Source organism: Arthrobacter rhizophilus, from assembly GCF_026241105.1.
In the GTDB taxonomy this organism is placed as follows: Bacteria; Actinomycetota; Actinomycetes; order Actinomycetales; family Micrococcaceae; genus Arthrobacter.
Window position 1 is genome coordinate 23,917 of the sequence record NZ_JAPFFT010000025.1, and the last position, 19,038, is coordinate 42,954.

Below are 19,038 nucleotides of genomic sequence, written 5' to 3' on the forward strand. Positions count from 1 at the left end.
CTGTGAGCCGGATTACTAATATTCCTAGGGAATCTTACCCGCAGCGGCTCCGGCGGTGGCAATCGGTCTCAAATGTTGTCGCCCCTCAACTCGGCGAGCGCAACAGGCGACTCGACCTCACCGTGCCCACGCCCGGCGGAGCGCGTCCCAATGCCCGTCACCCATGAGGCTGGCGGGCGTGACCGAAACCGATGCCGCACCGCCGTCGGCCGCCAGACGCAAGGTCCGCTCCAGCTCATCCGGAGAGATGGAGCCATCCCCGGACCACAGTCCGATAGACAAGGAATACCGCGTCCCGGCACGCTGCCGCAGCGCCTTGACGAGCTCTTCCGTTCCTGGTGACCGCTCGTTGTTGAGGCCCACGTACTCCCACACATGGATCCGGTCCAGTTGCTCCAACAGGAGGTCATAATTCTGGCCACTGTCCGCGCGGTCCGCACTGGCGGACACGCTCGGAGAGCGGACATCCATGTCCAGGTCCACTCCAAAAGGTTCGACGGCGGAGCGGACTTTGCGCACGATGTCCGCCATCGCGTGAGTGCGCCAAGCGGTCACCTCCGCGGCGGCAGTGTCTATGGTTCCGTCCGCGCGGCGGGGCCAATCGCTCCGGTGCATGGCTGATGTGAAGTCCTGCAGATCGTCCGGGCCGAAGGTGTATTCATCGAACATGAGCTCGGTCAGGTTGACGGCGGTGGGCCGGTACCTCTTGGCCACAGCCGCCGCCAGCTCCGCCAGCCGGGTACCTGCAACTCCGGTCCGAAGCGAAGAAAGACTGGCGAAGCTGCCGGAAGCCTTGCCCACGGGGTTGCGGCCAGCCAAGGAAGGATCGGCAGTGATGGCTTTGTCCAGCAGGACGTCGATGGTGAGGATGACGTCCCTCTTCTGCGCTGTGCCGGATTGGTCGAGTGAGCCGGATTGGTGGAGCGGGCCGGATTGCTGGAGCGGGCCCGGCTGCTGCAGCGCCGCGATCGATTCGGCCACAAAATCGCGGCCGGTCCGTTTGACCTCGGCGGACGCGGATTCCGGATGCGCTTCCCAGGGAAAGGCGGTCCAATCGGTCCGCCCGACGGCAATGGACACCGCCGTGGCCTGCACCTGGTCGAGCCGCCCACCCAGCTGCTTCAGGTGGGCCGGGTCCTCGGCCGCCACGTCTTCGAACCCAAGGTTGACCATCCGTTCGGCGGGTCGGGGCTGCTCTTCCGTGGCGCAAGCGCCCAGGAGGACCGTTGTGGCAAGGAGGCCAGCGAGCGCTGCAGGCCGCGCGAGTTCTACCGAATAGCCGCTCAAGCGCGGGACATTTCGGGAGAGCTGATGCCGGAGGCAGGCACCGACACCACGCCGGTGCGTTGGAGCTTGTTCCACCGTGCAGGGCTTCCCCTGAGTTCCTTGCCCACGGCACTGGCTAGCGCAAGCCCCACAAAGACCGAATAGAGCGGCCACAACGGCAAGGTCCACACATAGCGCAGATCGCGCCAGGAACGGTTCAGGCCAAGGGAGATGACAATCAGCGCCAAGGAAACGAAGAGTCCCAGCCAGCCCAGGATGGCGAGCACCTCGCCCGGCACCGGACCATGACCAACCAGATACAAGTAGGGCAGCACGGCCAGTACCAGGAGCTGCAGGATCGGGATGATCACCATGGTGACGGTGTTGAACACCAGGAACGCGCCGAAGGACCCGTACCGGAGGTTTCCCACCATGCCGAAGTGGATCCGGAGGGTCTGCAGGAGTCCCCGGGACCATCGGACCCTTTGCCGCCACAGCCCGCGGACGGTGGATGGAGATTCGGCATAGACCAAAGCCTTGGGCTGGAAACAAACCCGGTAGCCGGCTTTGTACACACGCCACGTCAGCTCGAGGTCCTCGCCGAGCGAATCTTCGTGGAATCCACCCACACTCCGGACCAATTCACGACGGAAGGCTCCCATGTTGCCGGACACGATTGGCAGGCAATGCAGGAGGGACAATGCCCTGCGCACAAGTCCTGTCCCCACGTGGCTCAGGACGGCCAGCATGCGGGTCTGTACACGGTCCAGGTTGACCGGCCTGTCGTCGCCACACACTGCACCGACATCCGGGTGGTCGAATGCCTGGAGCATGTGCAGAAGGGTGTCCGGCGCGAAGATCCCGTCGGCATCGACAAACATCAGGATGTCGCCGTGGGACGAGGCAATCCCGCGGTTCAACGCCGCGCCCTTCCCGGCGTTGGCCTGCGTGACAGAGCGGACCCTGTCATGCTCGGCAGCGAGAGCGGCCATGATGGCGGCCGTCTCGTCGGTGGAACCGTCATCCACCAGAATCACTTCAAACCTGCGGTACCGGCTGGCCAGGATGGATTCCACGCACTTGGTGATCACAACGGCCTCGTTGTAGCCCGGGACGATCACAGACACGAGCGGTTTCTGGTCGAGCACCGTCAGCGAGTCCTTGGAAGACCGATCGCGGTAGCGCCAATTGAAAAACATAGCCAGTGGAACATACGCGATCTTGACTGCTCCGAAGCCCAGGATGATGAGGCCGCTGATCCGGACGAACTCCAGCAAAAACTCCAGGAAGGTCACTCAGACCATCCCGGCAATCGCGCTGTCGCGCAACTTGCGAAGGACTCCATCAACCAGTTCGGGAGCCTGCGCGCTGTTGGCTCCGAATCTGGCGTTCACCTCAAGGATTACCGGGGTACTGTTCGGCATTCGCCGGATGTCGACGTCGGCGGGTCCAGTCAGTCCCAGGACCCCGACGGCGGTAGCAGCGAGGGCCGCAACATCACCGGCTGCCGGGGGTTCCACCCTTTTGACCGAGACGGCGTTGCCGACGCGTCCCTCCTTGAGCTCGGTCTTTTCAAGAACCACCACGACGTCGTCCGGGTCGCTGTCCGGTCCGTGCCGCAAAACCACCGGCGCGTACTCAATACCGGGCGCGAAACGCTGAACGATCAGCGAGCGGTCCAGCTCGTCCCAATGTCCGGCGTCGGGAGCGTTTTCAATAAGCTGCACTCCCCTGCCGCCGCGCGAAACGCGCGGCTTGATCACTATTGAACCGCCCAAGCGGTCCATGGCGTCCTGTGCCGAGACGAAATCCACAGGGAGCCCGAATTCCGGAACGCTAATTCCGGCAGCCTTGAGCGCCGTCATGGTCAGGTATTTGTCATTCGCTGTGTGGACCGCCAAGCGTGGAGCGATCAACACCTCGACCCCGGCGCCGAACAGGGCCCGGCCTTCGGACACCTGGGGAAGTTCGTCGCTTACCGTAGGCACCACGAGGTCGACGCCCCGTTTCGCCGCCAGATGGCACAGGGTCTGCACGTAGTCCGGGGAACTGGCCGCGGGCACTACAAGCGTGTCGCTCGCCAAACCGGGGTGGACCGCTTCCATGTCCACACCCAGGACGTAGTGTCCGCGTTCCATCAATTGCCTTGCCAGCGAGGATCCGGCCGGCCCGCCTACGCCGGTCACCAGAATCCTGGCCATCAGAATTCCCCCACCGCTGAGCCGAGCAGGCGCACGGGCTCAAAACCCTCGGCATAGGAGGTCTTGACCTGGGAGCCGCGGAAGGCCGCGAGACTGCGGACCCGTTCTGCGCTCATATATGGTTTGCCCTTCTGGTTCCGGTGCATGGCCACCGCATGGATCTTGACGTCCACGTAACCTTCGATATCCACGAACACGCTCGGGTTGAAATGCCGGGTGGACGACGGACTTTCAAAACACAGGATGGAGGAATGCTGGCGCGCCGCCCGCATGGTGGCCGCATGAACGGCTTGGTGGTCCTGGTGGTAGTCGTTCCCGGAATGGGTAATGACAACATCCGGCCGGAAGGCGCTCATCAGGTTTTCAATGACCTGCACCATTTCCTGCCCGTGATCGGACAGGCTCGTGTCCCGGAAGTCATGGACCTGAACCTCGGAAGCCCCCATGAAATCCGAGCCCGTGGCCGCCTCCGCCACCCGGACCGCACTGTCGCCGCCCCTGCCCCCGGTGCTCATCACCACGGTCCGTACCTCATGGCCAGCGTCCACCAGCTTCGCCAAGGTGGCTCCGCACGCCAATTCCAGGTCATCCGGGTGCGCACCGATCGCCAGGACCTTCCTGCGCTGCGCCGCCAGGGAGTGGTCGATCCGCAGGGTCGGGGCCACCAGCGCACCAATCACCACCCCGGTTCCAGCCAGGAGAACCGCTACCTGCAACCACGCCTGCTGGTCCGGGAAAAGACAGCACAACACCAAAGCCGCAATCATCCCGACGCCAAGAGCCGCCGTCGTTCTCCTCAAACGGTGAGGTGTCTTGAACTTGCGGATGAACCACTGCTGGCCCGCCGGAACCATCGCCCAATACACCGCGGCCGCGCCGACAAAGCCAGCAACGGCGAACATCGTTGCCTTCATTTCTCCCCTAAAACATGCTTAGTGCCTACTACCCGCCTTCGGGCACTGCCGATGAATTAGTGAGCCGGATGGGCACTTCATGACGCCGCGGGCGTGGGGAATTTCCCGAGCGGTACTTCCGTCAGAACTTGTTGTAGAAGGTGTTCGTTTCAATCCCTGTCCCACTCAAGCCATACGTCAAGGTGCGGCTATGCCAGTAGTGCGGGATGGTGACGTTGAACGTGAACTTCAATTCGCCAGCCTGCACCGAATTCGTGGCGCAACTGATGCTGGAAGGATCCAACGGCTTCGGCGAGCAGGTCCAGCCCGCGGGCGCGGTAACGGAACTGCTCGAAATCGAGCCACGCTTGTTGACCGAAAAGTCGGCGGCGGCCTTCCCGAGTCCACTCCCGGGCGACAGGGTGAAGATTGGTTCGAGTGTTGCGCTGGTCGGGTCCGCACCCGAATCTGTCCGGCTCGCGGTACCGCTGACTTTCGCACGATTTGGCGTCAGCGTCGGCGTCGGGGAGGGAGTCGACGACGGCGAGGGGGTCGGCGTCGGGGTTGAGGTTCGCGACGGCGTCGGCGAGGGGGTCGACGCCGGCACGGAAGTGGGTGCGGGCATGGCGGACCGCGCGGGCGCTGGCGCCGGAGCTGGAGCCGGTAACGCAAACGGGGGCTCAGCGATCACGGGCGGTTCCGGAACGCTCGGCCACGCCGGAAGCAGCGGCGGCTCTGGCGACGCAGTGACGACGGGCGCGGGCGCCTGGGGCTGTGCCGCCGTCGACGTCGACGTGGGCCGGGGCGGCTGGGTGGTTCGTACCTCGGCATCCTGATACGCCCTCGGTGCAGGCTGGCCGGTCAGGACCTCGACGATGCCGAGAGCGCCCACCACCAGCCCCACCGCGAGCGCGGCCAAAATCGACATCACCAAGGGCTGCGAGATCCCGGCGACCCCGGAAGCCGCGGGGACCCCAGGTAGGTGGCCCACAACTCCCAGCCCTGAGACCTTCCCTCCCCAGGCGGCCAATGGGACACCTGTGATCAAGGGCAGGAGCACGGCCCGCATGGTTCCCTGGACGTCCTTAAGGTCCAGCAGCACCGCCGTGCATTTGGCGCAACCATCAAGATGGTCCCGTACTTTCGCCGCGGCCGATTTGGACAGGCCACCGCGCACGTAGGATCCCAACTGGGAGACGAATTCCGTGCAGGCGCCCTGGGCAGTCTCGCTGACATGCATCTGCAGATACTGGCGCCGCAGCCCTTCCCTCGCCCGCATGCCAAGCGCGGAGACGGCGTTGGGCGAGAGCCCAAGGATCGGAGCGACGGCGGCGGGTTTCATCCTTTCCACGTCCAAGTACCACAATGCCGCCTGCCACCGTTCCGGCAACGAGCGGAACGCCCGGGCCACCGTGTGTGATTCGAAGGCCTGGATCGCGGGATCGTCCGGCGTCATTTTGTGGTCAAGGACAGTCTCATCGCTGGTCGGCAGCGTGCGGCCGGCTTTCCGGTTCTTGTGGTGGGAAAGCCGGGTCACCGCCGACAACAAGTACGCACGGAAGAAGTGTTCGGGCCCTTTGCCCGCCACCAGGCTCTGCAGAACGGACTGGAATGCTTCAGCAACAACGTCGTCGGCGTCGCTGAGGTTGTCAACGTTTTTGCGAGCCACAGTGGAGGCGATGGAGACGTGCCGAGCGTACAGCCCGTCATAGGCATCCAGGTCCCCGCTACGGACCATGGCGATGAGTTGACCGTCGCTGGCAGCGTCGGCCGTTGAAGCGGTAGTACTAGGAGCCATTAACGGCTTCCCAAAAGGCGTGGAAATTCTTGACCATACACACAAAGTGGCCGGAACCCGCCAGTCATGACGCGGTTTTGGAAACTATTTTTCCGGGGATTTACGGTCCACTGGGATCCGTCGGCCCGCCGTCATGAATGGGTAGCTCGTTCCACTAAACCTTCAGCGACCCAATCCAGGGGGAATCGAAAGGACTCGCATGAGGAACCATATCCATCACAAGAACGCAGCCAAGAATACGGAGCTTCCCAGGGCTTTGCCCGCAGCTTCGCTAGCGGCGCTACTGGCGGCTTTGCTCGGAGCCTTGCTCGCCGCCGTCGGGCTCTTTTCGCCTGTCCAGGCGGCCCAAGCCGCCGTGGTTCCGAACGCGATAACCTCCGTCAGCACCACTTCGACCGTTGGCGATCAATGGTCGCAAGTGGATTTCACGTGCCGGTGGGCGGTCCCGGATGGGTCCCAGCCGGGCGACACCTTCACCCTGCAGCTTCCACCGCAACTGCGTTGGTTCGGTCCAACCGACTTCGACCTGAAGAACCCTTCGGGGGAGACCGTAGCCACAGCCCATGCATCCGACTCCGGGCTGGTTGTCTTCACACTGGGCAGCTTCGTCGCCTCGCACCAGGGAATCGGGGGCACCTGCAGTTTCAGCACCCTCTACACGGAGAAACCGACGTCGGGAGGAACAACCCAGCTTGATTTCCAGGTTGGCTCCACGGTTATCCGCGTTCCCGTGACTATCGACCAGCCGTGTCAACAAGATTGCGTTCCCAAACCGCCCACCACCCCGGAAAAGGGCATGTGGTGGTCGGATACGGCCCAGACGGAATTGAAGTCCGTCTTCCACTTGCCCGCGACTACCTTGCCAACGAGCGACGTCACCATCACCGACACGCCTGGTCCGGGCACCCAGATCGATTGCAGCCAAATCGTTCCGCGCGTGGGCACGGCCTTGGACCAGGACGGCAACATTGCAACTCCGAGCGATGAGGCCGCCTATCCTGCCGTGATCGCGTGCACGCCCTCCCTGTTGACTGTCACTTGGACGGGCCTGCCGAACGGTGAATTGGTGCAACTCTTTGTCGTCACAAAGGTCACCGATGGAACCCTTGATACTTACACAAACTCGGGCCACGTCACCGTCGCGGGGAAGGATACGCCCGTGATGGTTGAAGTCCGCCGGACCAGCGCCACTGGAACGGGGAATGGATCTGCGGTGCCGTCGCCGACGCCCTCCGTTGCCAGCCCCACACCCACCCGCGACGGAGCCACCGAGCAAGCTACTCCCCCGCCCACCGAAACTCCGCCCACCGAAACTCCGACGACCGGAACACCTGCTCCGAGCACCGCTCCGGTGGCCAGCCCGTCCGAAACACCAGCCCAGCCCCAGCCAACAGCCGCGCCACTGGCATACACCGGCGCTGGTGGCACCGCAGTCATCCCGCTGGCGGTCATGCTCCTGGCCGTCGGAACGGTGCTTGCCTTGCTTGGCATGAGGAGATCAGCGAAGCGACGGGCCCACTGAGCCTGTCCGCGCTTGCGTCCCGCGCCCGGGCCCAACTGACCGGCAGTTGTTGTCGTTTAGAGCCCCCTAAACGACAACAACTGCGGGGGCCCACGCCGCCAGGGTTCCCTGGCCGTGGGGCCCCACCGGCGAGGGTCCCTGCCTGAGCTTGCGAAGGTTGGGAGCCGGTGGGGACTTGCGAGGCGAGGGTGGCGGTGGGGACAGTTGGGTTCCGGGAATGGCGGCGAGAGGTGCATGGTTAAGCCAACGACCAACCCGCCGAACCGCTGGAGGAACCATGAGCACAACAGCCCCCGCAACCGATGCCCAGCTGGAACGTTGGCAGCGTTTCCGCAACGGCCGCAACGCCGCCCTCGCGGCCGAACACGGCTGGCTGACGCTCACGTCCTTCCAGTGGCTCGAATCGGCGCCCGCCGCCGTCGAACTAGTCCCGGGACTCTGGTCAACCGACGGTACGACGGCGACGCTCACCGCGAGCGCGGCCGACGGACTCACGCTCGTGGAGACGGGAGCTCCCGTGGACGGCACGATTTCGGCTACCCTCCAGGATGAGGAATCGCTCATGTGGGTGCAGTTCGGCGGCGCGGACGGAACCCAAGTGGTGGTGGAACTCGCCATGCGCGCGGACAAGTACGCCATCCGCACCAGGGACGATTCCTCGCCGGTACTAACGGAATTCGAGGCCGTCCCCACCTATGAATACAACCCGGACTGGGTGCTTGAGGGACGTTTCGAGGCTTACCCGGAGCCCGTGGATGTTCCTATCGGGACGGCCAACCCCTTGGTGGACGGGGTGCACCGCTCCGTGGGCGAGATCGTCTTCCGGGCGCCGGGCCTTCCCCACCAGATCCGCCTGCACGCTGAAGCCGAGAAGCTCGGCGCCCTCAACGTGACGTTCCACGACGAAACGAACGGCAACACAACGGACGAATGGCGCAAGCTTGCCGTCTCGCGCCCCCGGCACGATGGCTCCGTGGTGCTCGACTTCAACCGCGCCATCAACTATCCCAGCGCCTTCACCCCGTATGGCACGTGCCCCATGCCCGTGGCAGGAAATTCGATCGACGTGGCGGTCGAGGCCGGGGAGAAACTGCCGGCCGGCCGGATCGTCTAAACACAGTCGTCTGAATACAGTCGTCTGAATACAGTCGTCTGAAGCGACGGCGTTACATCTTTCATCGGGCAAGGTACACTCTTATTGGAAAGCGCTTACCAAGCGCCCTTGAAACGACACCGACGTCAGCAACCCCACCCCGGGGACAGATGAGGAGAGCCATGGGCACCCTGTCCACGCCCGTCCCGGCAGAACACCAACAGCCCCATCATGAGCCCAGCAGGGTGGCCCTTGTGGGGGTCCACGGCTTCGGCGCGCACCACCTGCAGAACCTCGAAAGGCTCCAGGCCAACGGCGTCGTGCGCCTTGTTGCCGTAGCTGATCCGAATCCGCCTGCCCCCGGCGCCCTCCCGCCCGGGACCGCCGTATTCAGCAACTTGGACGAACTCCTGGCGGGAACCCCCGCGCTGGACCTGGTCATTGTGGCCACGCCCATCCAGACCCACGCACAACTCGCACTCACAACCCTCCCCCACGCCGACTTGTACCTGGAGAAGCCCCCAGTCGCTTCCCTCGCCGATTTCAATCGCCTGCAGGAAGCCGCCATCGCGGCCGGCAGAAGCGTCCAGGTCGGCTTCCAAAGTCTTGGATCCCGAGGCCTCCAGGCGATCGAGGACCTACTCGCGGCGGGAGAGATCGGCACCCTCCTGGGCATCTCGGCCACCGGACGCTGGGTGCGTGACCGCGCCTATTACAAGCGCTCACGCTGGGCGGGCAAACGCAGCCTGGACGGCGTGGACGTCGTGGACGGGGTGGCAACCAACCCCCTGGCACACGCCATCGCCACCGCGCTGAGGATCGCCGGGGCGCGGACGGTAGACGATCTTGCCTCCGTGGAAACCGACCTGTACCGCGCCAACGACATCGAATCCGATGACACATCCGTGATCCGCATCCGCACCGCCGCAGGCTTGCCCATCACGTGCGCGCTCACGCTGTGCGCTGCCGAATCCGTGGAACCGTACATCACGCTGCAGGGCAGCGAAGGCACCGCAGTATTCCATTACACCGAAGACCGCCTTGGCGTCAGCTCCGCCACCGGGGAGCGCGAAACCGTATACAGCCGGGTGGACCTCACGGAGGACCTGCTGGAGCATCGTCGCCACCCGCGCGCGCCGGTTACGGGACTGATCAGCCCCGCAACCGCCGCGCCGCTGATCAGCCCGCTCGCGGACAGCGGCGCCTTCATGCAGGTCCTGGAAGCCATCCGCACAGCGGAATCCCCGGCGCTGATCCCAGAGCAGTATGTCGTCTGGGAGGGCGAGGGTGATGCCGCCCGAGCGGTGATCGTCGGAATCGAAGAGGCGCTGGAACGCGCGACGGCGGCGCACGCCACCTTCAGCGAACTCGGCTTGCCATGGGCGCGACCGGCCGCGGTCGACGTCGAAAGGCCGGTTTTGGGCCTGCCCGACGGCGGGGAACCGGGCGCCTCAGTGATTGAAACCAGCCAGGGCTCCGCCGTCGTCTTGGCAACACTGCAGAGCGGTGCCGGCCTTGCCGCGCGGCTTTCGCCGCGGCCTTACCTGCACCCGGTCCGCTCGCTCGCTGGAGTCACGGTCACCGACCATCTGCCGGCGGACCACCCCTGGCATCTTGGCGCGGGATTCGCCCTGCAGGATGTGAACGGCACCAATTTCTGGGGCGGCAAGACGTACACCCGCGCAGCGGGCCGTTACGAAGAACCGCAGGACCATGGCCGCATCATCGAACTGTCAGCAACGTCCGGTCCGGGCCTCCTGGAGCAGGAATTGAGCTGGCAGGCACCGGACGGCAATGAACTCCTCCGGGAACGCAGAACTACGCGCTCCCGGCTGATTGACCCTCGCACGTGGCAACTGGACCTAGCAACAGAACTGACCGCCGTCGTCGACTCCACGCTGGGCGGCCCCGGTTCAAACGGCGCCCCCGGAAGCGGCTACGGCGGCTTCTTCTGGCGCTTGGCTGCCTGCTCCGGGGCAGAAGTCTTCACAGCGGATAGGCACGGCGAACCGGAAGTCCACGGCTCCGATTCGCCGTGGCTGGCATGGACAGCGGACTTCCCTGAGGGCCCCGCCAGCCTGGTGTTCGCGGCTCCGGCCGAGGCCCCGGATCCTTGGTTCGTCCGGATGTCGGATTACCCCGCAGTGGGTTCGGCCCTGGCCTGGGACCGGCCTGTGGAGCTTGCCGCCGGCGAATCCTTGGTCCGCTCCTTGACGGTGTGGATCGTGGACGCCAAGCTGGCGCCGGCCGAGGTTGCCCAGCTGACAGCCACCCGGGGTTCCGCCGCACGATAGACGTGCAAGAAGGCGGGAGCACGCAAAGTGCCCCCGCCTGTTTGCGCCGGGTGTTTACGCGTATGGGAGCACGAGCTCCGCGTAGCGCTGCTTCATGGTTTCCAGGACCGCGTCGCCGTCGGCGTCCCAGATGTCCTGGTTGAAGATTTCCACTTCGATGTCGCCCGTGTAGCCAGCGTCGCGTACCCAGGTGCCGATCGTCGTAAAGTCGATCACGCCGTCGCCCATCATGCCGCGCGAGAGCAGCGCGTCGGCGGCGATGGGGAGGTTGAAGTCGCACACTTGGTAGGACGCGATCCGCTGTTCCCGGCCAGCCCGCTGAATCTGCTGCTTCAGTTCCGGATCCCACCAGACGTGGAAGGTGTCGACGGCGACGCCGACGGCCCTTGCGTCGAAAGGTGCGGCGAGGTCAAGCGCCTGTCCGAGGGTCGAGATGAGGGCACGGTCCGCCGCGTACATCGGGTGCAGCGGCTCAAGGACCAGCCGGACCCCATGCTCGACGGCGAAGGGCACCAGGTCCTCGAGGCGATCGGCCACGCGCTGGCGGGCTGCGACGACGTCCTTTTCTCCCCGCGCCAGGCCGCCGACCACCAAGAACAGCTCCCGGGTATCCAGCGCCACGGCTTCGAGGACGGCTGCCCTGTTATCGGCCAGAGCGGCTGCCTGCCCCTCGGCGTCGGCCGCTGTGAGGAAACCGCCCCGGCAAAGGGACGATACGCGCAGTCCGGCATCCTTGATCAGTTTGGCCGCCTTGTCCAGGCCGGTGTCGGCGACGATGTCGCGCCACGGCCCGATCGCCGGAATGCCGGCACGGACGCAGCCGTCCACGGCTTCGGCGAGCGTCCATTTCTTGGTGGTGGCGCTGTTCAGCGACAATCTGGAAAAGTCGCTCATGCGCCCACTCCGTTGATGCGAAGGTAATCGGACATCCGGAAGGCGGCCAGCGCGGGATCGCACAGGAGTCCGGCCTGGTCGGCGAGTTCGAAGGTGCGGGCCAGGTGGACCACGGAGCGGCCGGAGTGCAGCCCGCCGACCATCTGGAATCCGGGCTGTTTGCCGTTGAGCCAGGACAGGAAGGCGATCCCGGTCTTGTAGTAGAACGTGGGGGCGCTGAAGATGTGCTTGCCGAGATCGCGCGTGGAGTCGAGGATGGCGCGCGCGTCCGCAGCGTTTCCGGCGTCGTACTTCTGCAAAGCGACCGAAGCGGCAGGGTAGATCGCGGCGAAGATGCCCAGCAGCGCGTCCGAGTGGTGGGTGCCGTCGCCGTCGATCAGTTCCGGGTAGTTGAAATCGTCGCCGGTGTAGAGGCGGACGCCCTCCGGCAGGGCGGCGCGCAGGGCAACTTCGTGCGAAGCGTCCAGCAGCGAGACCTTCACGCCGTCCACTTTGTCCGGGTGGTCGCGGATGAGGCCCAGGAAGGTCTCGGTTGCTTCGGCGACGTCGTCCGAGCCCCAATAGCCGGCCAGCGCGGGGTCGAACATGGTTCCGAGCCAGTGCAGGATGACCGGCTGGTCCACTTCGCTGAGGAGGGTGGAGTAGACGTGCAGGTAGTCATCCGGGCTCGTTGCCACTTTGGCCAGCGCGCGGGACGCCATGATGATGACCTTCGGCCCGGCTTCGCTCACCACCGCGATCTGTTCGCGGTACGCCTCCAACACGGCCTTGATTCCGGCAGGCCCCTCCGGAACAGAGTCCACGTCCAGCTGGTCCGTTCCGGCGCCGCAGGAGACGAGGTCCCGGACACTCTTGCCGGCGGTGGCCGCGCTACCGGACGCGACTATGGAGGCCGCTTCGATGCCGGTGCGCTTGATGAGTTGCTGGGTGGCTGCCCAGTCCAAGCCCATGCCGCGCTGGGCCGTATCCATCGCATCGGCAACACCCAGGCCGTAGGACCACAGCTCGTGCCGGTACGCCATGGTGGTGTCCCAGTCCAAGTGCGCCGGGGCGCCCGGAGTGTTGTCGGCGGTCGCTTCGGGAATGACGTGTGCCGCCGCGTAGGCGCGCCGGGACGTCAACGGCACCGTCGGCCTGGCCCACGACGTGGCCCGCTGCACCTTGTAGAGGCGGGTCCCGCCGTCGTGGTTTGGAAGAAGAAGGGAAGTCATCAGAGCACGATCTCCGGGATATCAATGGTGCGGCGCTCGGCCGAGGACTGCAGCCCGAGTTCGGCGAGCTGCACGCCGCGGGCGGCCGACAGCAGGCCGAAGCGGTGCTCGCGGCCGGCGACCACGTCGCGCAGGAATTCTTCCCACTGCAGCTTGAAGCCGTTGTCCAGATCGGCGTTGGCGGGGACTTCCTGCCATTGGCTGCGGAAGGACTCCGTGACGGGCAGGTCCGGGTTCCAGTCGGGCTTGGGCGTGTGGGCGCGCTGCTGCGCAACGCATTTGTTCAAGCCCGCGACGGCGGAACCGTGCGTGCCGTCGATCTGGAACTCCACGAGTTCGTCCCTGTAGACCCGGACGGCCCAGGAGGAGTTGATCTGGCCGATGACTTCGTCTCCGCCCAGGGTTTCAAGCTCGAAGATGCCGTAGGAGGCGTCGTCGGCCGTGGCCTTGTATTCCTTGCCGGCTTCGTCCCAACGGGTCGGGATGTGGGTGGCGGTCTTGGCGTTGACGCTCCTGACCTTGCCGATAATGCCTTCAAGGACGTAGTTCCAGTGGCAGAACATGTCCGTTGTCATGCCGCCACCGTCTTCCTTGCGGTAGTTCCAGGACGGGCGCTGCGCTGCCTGGATGTCGCCTTCGAACACCCAGTAGCCGAATTCGCCGCGGATCGAGAGGATCCGGCCGAAGAAGCCCTCATCAACCAGCCGGCGCAGCTTGACCAGGCCCGGGAGGTACAGCTTGTCATGCACCACGCCTGCCGTGACGCCGGATTCCTTACCGACACGGGCAAGCTCAATGGCCTCCTCCAACGTCGCCGCCGTCGGCTTTTCGGTGAAGATGTGCTTCCCGGCGCGCATGGCTTTCTTCAGCGTCGCGGCGCGGAGGCTGGTCATCGACGCATCGAAAACGACGTCGACCGTGGGGTCATTGATGACGGCGTCGAGGTCGGTGGACCACTCGGAGACCTTGTGGAGTTCGGCGAGCTCGCGGATCTTCGCCTCGTTGCGGCCCACCAGGATCGGCTCAACCTGAACCTTGGTGCCGTCCGCCAGCGTGAAGCCACCAGCGTCCCGGATGGGGAGGATGGACCGCAGCAGGTGCTGGCGGTAGCCCATCCGGCCGGTGATGCCGTTCATGGCGATGCGGATCGTCTTTGTTTCGTAGCCCATGAGTCCTCTTCAGATGGAAAGCAATGAAGTGGGAAAGCGCATTCCCACTTCATTCATGATGACACGCAGCTACGCGTCTGGCAATCGCTTTCCCGCAGGGAGCCATGACTGCAATAATCGGATGTTGCTGAAAGTGCCCGAGCTTGAGGCTTTTGAAGAGGAGTTGTCCGTGACTGCAAGCACGCTGTCCGAAGTGGCCAAACTGGCCGGCGTCTCCCCCGCCACGGCCTCCCGGGTGCTCAATGGTTCCACCCGAACCCCCGCACCGGAGATCGCCGAGCGCGTCCGGCAGGCGGCCGACACCCTTGGCTACATTGCGAATGCGCAGGCCCAGGCGCTGGCGAAGTCCAGCACGGGGCTCATTGGCCTGATCGTGCACGACATCGCGGACCCCTATTTTTCCGCCATAGCGCAAGGCGTCCAGGCCGCAGCACGGCAGGAGCGCCGCATGGTGCTGCTCGCCACCACCAACGGCACACCCGCTGAGGAGAAGGACGCTGTCGTCGCCTTCGCTGCACGGCGTGCCGAGTCGATCGTCATCGCAGGATCGCGTTCGACACGTTCCGAAGACGCCCATGCGAACACCGAGCTAGCCGCCGAATTGGACCGCTACTGCCGCAACGGGGGGCAGGTGGGCGTCGTAGGGAAACCGATTCTGGGCGTCGCCGAAACGGACAACTACTGCACCATCACCGTGCCTAACGAGCAACTTGCGCGGGATCTGGCGCAGGAATTGGCGCACACCCACAAAGGGCCGTTCGTCATTGTGGCCGGGCCAGAGGGACTGGCCACTTCGGATGAGCGCGTCGTGGGATTCCAACGCGGCTTGTCCGACGCCGGCCAGCCCGCCGCGGATGTTGTGCACGTCCCGTTCAACCGGAACGGTGGCTTCGACGCCGGCATTGAGCTTGCCTGGCGGATCAAGGCGTCCGACCAGTCGGCGCTGGAGCAGCGCTTGTGCATTTTCGCGACGAACGACGTCATGGCCATCGGGGTGGCAGCCGCGTTGAGGGACCGGGGGCTCAGGGTCCCCCATGACGCCAGCCTCGCAGGGTTCGACGACATCGAATGGCTCCGGGACTTCCGGCCGGCGCTTTCCACTGTTCACCTTCCCCTTGAGGAGATCGGCAGGCTCGCCACTCTCGGAAGCTCGAACGAGCGGAAGGCAGGCGAGGAACCCGGCCCCCTCTCCCCCGTCACCGGCAAAGTGATGCTGCGACGTAGCACCGAAACACCACACTCGGCCCGGGGGTAGTCCCCGAAGCCCCGGCCGTTGTGACCGGCGCAACAATTCAGCCTTGACAGCGGGGCCGCGCGGGTGTCTTATGGAAAGCGCTTACCAGATGGGAAAGCGCATACCAAGCGGCAGTTCAGGCCAATTCTTGCGATGGCGCCCCCCTCCGGCTGGAAACCAAACCCCAAAGATGGGGTGGCATCCAGTGGCCCAACGACTTGTCCAAAGGAGGACAATATGAAGATCGACGCGAGTACACAGCGAAGTTCAGCCGGACCTCGCCAGTCCAGCACCTCGAAGAAGGCCGCGGCCAGCGGCTGGATCGGGAGCGCCCTCGAGTACTACGACTGGTTCATCTATGCGCAGGCCGCTGCGCTGGTGTTTCCCGGCGTTTTCTTCCCCGCGGGAAATCCGACCGTGGCCCTTATCGCCTCGCTGGGCACCTATGCCGTGGGCTACGTTGCCCGCCCGATTGGCGCATTCGTCCTCGGGCAGTGGGGTGACAAGCACGGCCGCAAGAATGTTTTGGTCTTGGCCATGTTGATGATGGGCGCGTCGACCTTCGCCGTTGCACTGCTACCCACCTACGGGCAGGTCGGCCTCCTTGCTCCCGTCCTGCTGGTTGCGGTCCGACTCATCCAGGGCTTCGCAGTGGCGGGCGAACTGAGCGGCGCCAGCGCCATGATCGTGGAGCACGCGCCCTTCGGCCGCAGGGGCTTCTACGCGAGTTTCGCGCTCCAGGGCACTCAAGCCGGCCAGATTATCGCAGCCGCGGTCTTCCTTCCGCTCTCTGCCATGCTCTCTGATGAATCGTTCAAATCCTGGGGCTGGCGCATTCCGTTCCTCCTCAGCGCACTCGTGGTGTTCGCCGGATACATGATCCGCCGCCGGGTCGAAGAGACCCCCGTCTTCGTGGAGGAAAAGGCTCACCAAGAGATCGCGAAGGCACCAATCGTCCGCGTATTGCGGGAAAACGGACTCAACGTGGTGCGGGCAGTCTGCATGACCCTGGTGAACGTGGTCGGCGTCACGGTGGCAGTCTTCGGAGCGGCGTACGCCACCCAACCGGGTTACGGCGTCGGAATGAGCACGAGCGTCTATCTCTGGATCCCGGTCCTGGCCAACGTCGTCGCGCTGGCCCTTATCCCCTTGTTTGGAGACCTGTCGGATCGCTTCGGCCGCCGGCCCCTGATGATCTTCGGCTCGCTGAGCTCCGGCGCGCTCGCCTACGCCTACCTGTACGCGGTCAGCCAGAACAACGTCATACTCACCATCGTTCTCTCGATCCTCATGTGGGGAACCCTCTACCAAGTCTGGAATGCAACATTCGCCAGCTTCTTCCAGGAACTCTTCCCTTCCCGCACCCGCGTCACCGGATTCGCCATCTCACAGAACATCGGCCTCGTCATCACCGCATTCCTGCCGAGCATCTTCACAGCGATCGCCCCGCCGGGGTCCTCGAATGTGCCGCTCGTCATCGGCTCCATCTGCTTCGGAATCACGATCATCGGAGCTGTTGCCGCCTGGTCCGCCCGGGAAACGTACCGTATCCCGCTCAACCAGCTGGGCACGCCGAACGCGACGCCGGTGCCCCGCGAGGAGTACAACCGGCTCAGGAGCGGCACCCGGTAAGCTGCGCGATTATGACGGCGATTCGCGGTCTTTTGGATGAAACGATTCACAGAAAGAGGAGAATCCCCATGCGCGTCTGCTTCCGTTCCTCGGTCAAATCCAGCCAGATTCCCGAATACCGGCGCCGCCACGCTGCAGTGTGGCCGGAGATGCTCCGTGAACTCAAGGCAGCCGGCTGGAATAACTACTCGCTGTTCCTCGCCGACGACGGGCTGCTAGTGGGATACGTGGAATGCGACGATTTCGACGCCGCACGTGCCCGCATGGCCCTGACCGATGTGAATGCCCGCTGGCAGGCGGAAATGGCACTCCTGTTCGAACACGACGCACGGGCACCGGACCAAGGCTTCCTTCAACTCACGGAAATCTTCAATCTCGAGGACCAGTTGTCTGGGGGCTAAGGCCTCAGGCACAGTCCGGGGACTAAGGTTTCAGGCACAGACCGGCCGGCTGAGGTTTCAGGCACAGACCGGGGCTTGTTTCCCGTCGCCGCGCTACAAGCTCCGGCCTGGAAAACAAGCCCCGGAATGGCGAGCCCCGGGCCCGGGGCCGAAAAACCCCGGGCCCCGTCAACCGGACCGCGTCAAACGATCGCGGAAACCCCGGTGACGGCCCGGCCCACAATGAGCGAGTTGATCTCGAACGATCCCTCGTAGGTGTAGATCGCTTCGGCATCGGCAAAGATCTTGGCCATCTTGTAATCGGTCACAATGCCGTTTCCGCCCAGGATGGACCGGCCCATCGCCACGGTTTCGCGCATCCGCGCGCTGCAGTACGACTTGGCCAGGGCTACTTGGGCCATTTGGGCGCCGCCGTGCCGCACTCCCTTGCTGTCCGTGTAGATATCCTCCTGCAGCTGGGCAATCCGCACCATCATGCCCATGCTGGCCACGGCATTACCGAGCATGTCCACCAGTTGCTGCTGGATGAGCTGGAACTTCGCCAGCGGCCGGCCGAACTGCTGGCGTTCAAGCGCGTATTGACGGGCGACGTCGAACGCCGCCAACTGCTGCCCCACGGCCTGCCAGGCCACCATGAGCCTGGATCCGCGCAGCAGGTGGTTGGTGTCGGCGAAACTATTGATCCCCGCGAAGCGGTCCGCCTCGGCAATCCGGACGTCCTTGAGGACGATGTCGGCGTTTTGCACGGTGCGCAGGGCGATCTTGTTTTCGATCTTGGTGCGCGTCACGCCGGGAAGGGTGGCGTCCACGACGAAACCCCGGACGGCGCCGTCGGCCTCGTCCCGGGCCCAGACCAGCATGTGATCACAGAACGTCCCGTTGCCGATCCAGCGCTTGGCGCCGTTCAGCACCCAGTAGTCGCCGCCGTCGTCGGCTCCCCCGGCGACCCGGCGCGCCATCGTCTGCATGCCGCCGGCCACATCGGAGCCGTGGTCCGGCTCGGTGAGCGCGAAAGCGCCGGTGGTCCGGAGGTTGGAGGCGTCGTCGAGGTACCGGTCCTGCTGGTCCTTGGAACCAAACTCGTAGAGCGCCTCGATGAAGAGGTCGTGGTGGACCATGAAGAACGTGGCAATGGAGGTGTCCACGCGCGTCATCTCCGCAATCACCAGCCCTGCGAACAGGTTGCTGTAGCCGCGGTGCGTTGGGGTGCTCAGACGAAGGGCCGCGAGCTTGGGCAGGATGTGCGCCGGGAACTCGGCTTTGTCCCACCAATCCTTGGCATAGGGGGCGATTTCCGTGGCCAGGAATTCCCGGAGCTCGTTGAGTTTGCGCTGTTCCTGGACGCTGAGGAGCGATTCGAAATCGAAAAAGTCCGCCGAAGGCAAAGAAACAGGCAAGGAGGGCAGCGAACCAGCCGAATGTTCGACGGC

General features: G+C 64.7%; 15 protein-coding genes. 6 read left to right on the top strand and 9 right to left on the bottom strand.

All coding sequences use genetic code 11. The features are described from left to right. Positions 1 to 117: 117 nt before the first annotated feature. The 5 genes from OOZ51_RS17825 to OOZ51_RS17845 form a co-directional block, all read right to left on the bottom strand. Entirely contained in the window at positions 118 to 1,287 is a 1,170-nt protein-coding gene (locus OOZ51_RS17825; RefSeq protein WP_265981109.1) for a hypothetical protein, read from the bottom strand. After that, positions 1,284 to 2,561, bottom strand: coding sequence for a glycosyltransferase family 2 protein (locus OOZ51_RS17830; protein ID WP_265981110.1), 1,278 nt, complete (start codon positions 2,559 to 2,561; stop codon positions 1,284 to 1,286). The genes OOZ51_RS17825 and OOZ51_RS17830 overlap by 4 nt, the downstream gene beginning before the upstream one ends. Next, positions 2,562 to 3,467: an ATP-grasp domain-containing protein gene (locus tag OOZ51_RS17835; protein ID WP_265981111.1), complete on the bottom strand. Its 906-nt coding sequence runs from the start codon at positions 3,465 to 3,467 to the stop codon at positions 2,562 to 2,564. It lies immediately after the preceding gene. After that, positions 3,467 to 4,381 (bottom strand): PIG-L deacetylase family protein, encoded by a 915-nt coding sequence (locus tag OOZ51_RS17840; protein WP_265981112.1) that lies wholly within the window; start codon positions 4,379 to 4,381, stop codon positions 3,467 to 3,469. The genes OOZ51_RS17835 and OOZ51_RS17840 overlap by 1 nt, the downstream gene beginning before the upstream one ends. Before the next feature lie 121 nt (positions 4,382 to 4,502). Beyond that, a complete protein-coding gene (locus OOZ51_RS17845) occupies positions 4,503 to 6,158 on the bottom strand; it encodes a zf-HC2 domain-containing protein (RefSeq protein ID WP_265981113.1) in 1,656 nt (551 codons plus the stop codon). 199 nt (positions 6,159 to 6,357) lie between these two features. Between OOZ51_RS17845 and OOZ51_RS17850 the strand changes: the two genes are divergently transcribed. From OOZ51_RS17850 to OOZ51_RS17860, 3 genes are all read left to right on the top strand, one after another. Further along, a complete protein-coding gene (locus OOZ51_RS17850) occupies positions 6,358 to 7,680 on the top strand; it encodes an Ig-like domain-containing protein (protein WP_265981114.1) in 1,323 nt (440 codons plus the stop codon). Between the two features lie 277 nt (positions 7,681 to 7,957). After that, positions 7,958 to 8,794: a DUF1684 domain-containing protein gene (locus OOZ51_RS17855; protein ID WP_265981115.1), complete on the top strand. Its 837-nt coding sequence runs from the start codon at positions 7,958 to 7,960 to the stop codon at positions 8,792 to 8,794. Between the two features lie 161 nt (positions 8,795 to 8,955). After that, positions 8,956 to 11,067, top strand: coding sequence for a DUF6807 family protein (locus OOZ51_RS17860; protein WP_265981116.1), 2,112 nt, complete (start codon positions 8,956 to 8,958; stop codon positions 11,065 to 11,067). 54 nt (positions 11,068 to 11,121) lie between these two features. Here the strand turns inward: OOZ51_RS17860 and OOZ51_RS17865 are convergent, their stop codons facing one another. Genes OOZ51_RS17865 through OOZ51_RS17875 form a run of 3 tightly spaced genes read right to left on the bottom strand, consistent with a single transcriptional unit; the run spans position 11,122 to position 14,341 of the window. Next, on the bottom strand, positions 11,122 to 11,961 hold the full coding sequence (locus OOZ51_RS17865) for a sugar phosphate isomerase/epimerase family protein (protein WP_265981117.1): 840 nt from the start codon (positions 11,959 to 11,961) through the stop codon (positions 11,122 to 11,124). Next, a complete protein-coding gene (locus tag OOZ51_RS17870) occupies positions 11,958 to 13,172 on the bottom strand; it encodes a dihydrodipicolinate synthase family protein (RefSeq protein WP_265981118.1) in 1,215 nt (404 codons plus the stop codon). Before OOZ51_RS17870 ends, OOZ51_RS17865 begins: the two co-directional genes overlap by 4 nt. Beyond that, a complete protein-coding gene (locus OOZ51_RS17875) occupies positions 13,172 to 14,341 on the bottom strand; it encodes a Gfo/Idh/MocA family protein (protein ID WP_265981119.1) in 1,170 nt (389 codons plus the stop codon). Before OOZ51_RS17875 ends, OOZ51_RS17870 begins: the two co-directional genes overlap by 1 nt. 169 nt (positions 14,342 to 14,510) lie before the next feature. Here OOZ51_RS17875 and OOZ51_RS17880 point away from each other — a divergent pair, with 169 nt between their 5' ends. The 3 genes from OOZ51_RS17880 (at position 14,511) to OOZ51_RS17890 (ending at position 17,608) form a co-directional block, all read left to right on the top strand. Then, positions 14,511 to 15,596, top strand: a complete 1,086-nt coding sequence (locus tag OOZ51_RS17880; RefSeq protein WP_265981120.1) for a LacI family DNA-binding transcriptional regulator — start codon at positions 14,511 to 14,513, stop codon at positions 15,594 to 15,596. A gap of 216 nt (positions 15,597 to 15,812) precedes the next feature. Continuing rightward, positions 15,813 to 17,207, top strand: coding sequence for an MFS transporter (locus tag OOZ51_RS17885; RefSeq protein WP_265981121.1), 1,395 nt, complete (start codon positions 15,813 to 15,815; stop codon positions 17,205 to 17,207). Between the two features lie 68 nt (positions 17,208 to 17,275). Then, positions 17,276 to 17,608: an L-rhamnose mutarotase gene (locus OOZ51_RS17890; RefSeq protein WP_265981122.1), complete on the top strand. Its 333-nt coding sequence runs from the start codon at positions 17,276 to 17,278 to the stop codon at positions 17,606 to 17,608. Positions 17,609 to 17,790: 182 nt separating this feature from the next. Here the strand turns inward: OOZ51_RS17890 and OOZ51_RS17895 are convergent, their stop codons facing one another. Further along, positions 17,791 to 19,014, bottom strand: coding sequence for an acyl-CoA dehydrogenase family protein (locus tag OOZ51_RS17895; protein WP_265981139.1), 1,224 nt, complete (start codon positions 19,012 to 19,014; stop codon positions 17,791 to 17,793). Positions 19,015 to 19,038: the final 24 nt, after the last annotated feature.

What these genes read in the sequence shown, in the direction of transcription:
- OOZ51_RS17890 (WP_265981122.1), top strand. Translation starts at nt 17,276, where the DNA reads ATGCGCGTCTGCTTCCGTTCCTCGGTCAAATCCAGCCAGATTCCCGAA.
- OOZ51_RS17865 (WP_265981117.1), bottom strand. Translation starts at nt 11,961, where the DNA reads ATGAGCGACTTTTCCAGATTGTCGCTGAACAGCGCCACCACCAAGAAA.
- OOZ51_RS17840 (WP_265981112.1), bottom strand. Translation starts at nt 4,381, where the DNA reads ATGAAGGCAACGATGTTCGCCGTTGCTGGCTTTGTCGGCGCGGCCGCG.
- OOZ51_RS17855 (WP_265981115.1), top strand. Translation starts at nt 7,958, where the DNA reads ATGAGCACAACAGCCCCCGCAACCGATGCCCAGCTGGAACGTTGGCAG.
- OOZ51_RS17870 (WP_265981118.1), bottom strand. Translation starts at nt 13,172, where the DNA reads ATGACTTCCCTTCTTCTTCCAAACCACGACGGCGGGACCCGCCTCTAC.
- OOZ51_RS17850 (WP_265981114.1), top strand. Translation starts at nt 6,358, where the DNA reads ATGAGGAACCATATCCATCACAAGAACGCAGCCAAGAATACGGAGCTT.
- OOZ51_RS17845 (WP_265981113.1), bottom strand. Translation starts at nt 6,158, where the DNA reads ATGGCTCCTAGTACTACCGCTTCAACGGCCGACGCTGCCAGCGACGGT.
- OOZ51_RS17835 (WP_265981111.1), bottom strand. Translation starts at nt 3,467, where the DNA reads ATGGCCAGGATTCTGGTGACCGGCGTAGGCGGGCCGGCCGGATCCTCG.
- OOZ51_RS17885 (WP_265981121.1), top strand. Translation starts at nt 15,813, where the DNA reads ATGAAGATCGACGCGAGTACACAGCGAAGTTCAGCCGGACCTCGCCAG.
- OOZ51_RS17875 (WP_265981119.1), bottom strand. Translation starts at nt 14,341, where the DNA reads ATGGGCTACGAAACAAAGACGATCCGCATCGCCATGAACGGCATCACC.
- OOZ51_RS17860 (WP_265981116.1), top strand. Translation starts at nt 8,956, where the DNA reads ATGGGCACCCTGTCCACGCCCGTCCCGGCAGAACACCAACAGCCCCAT.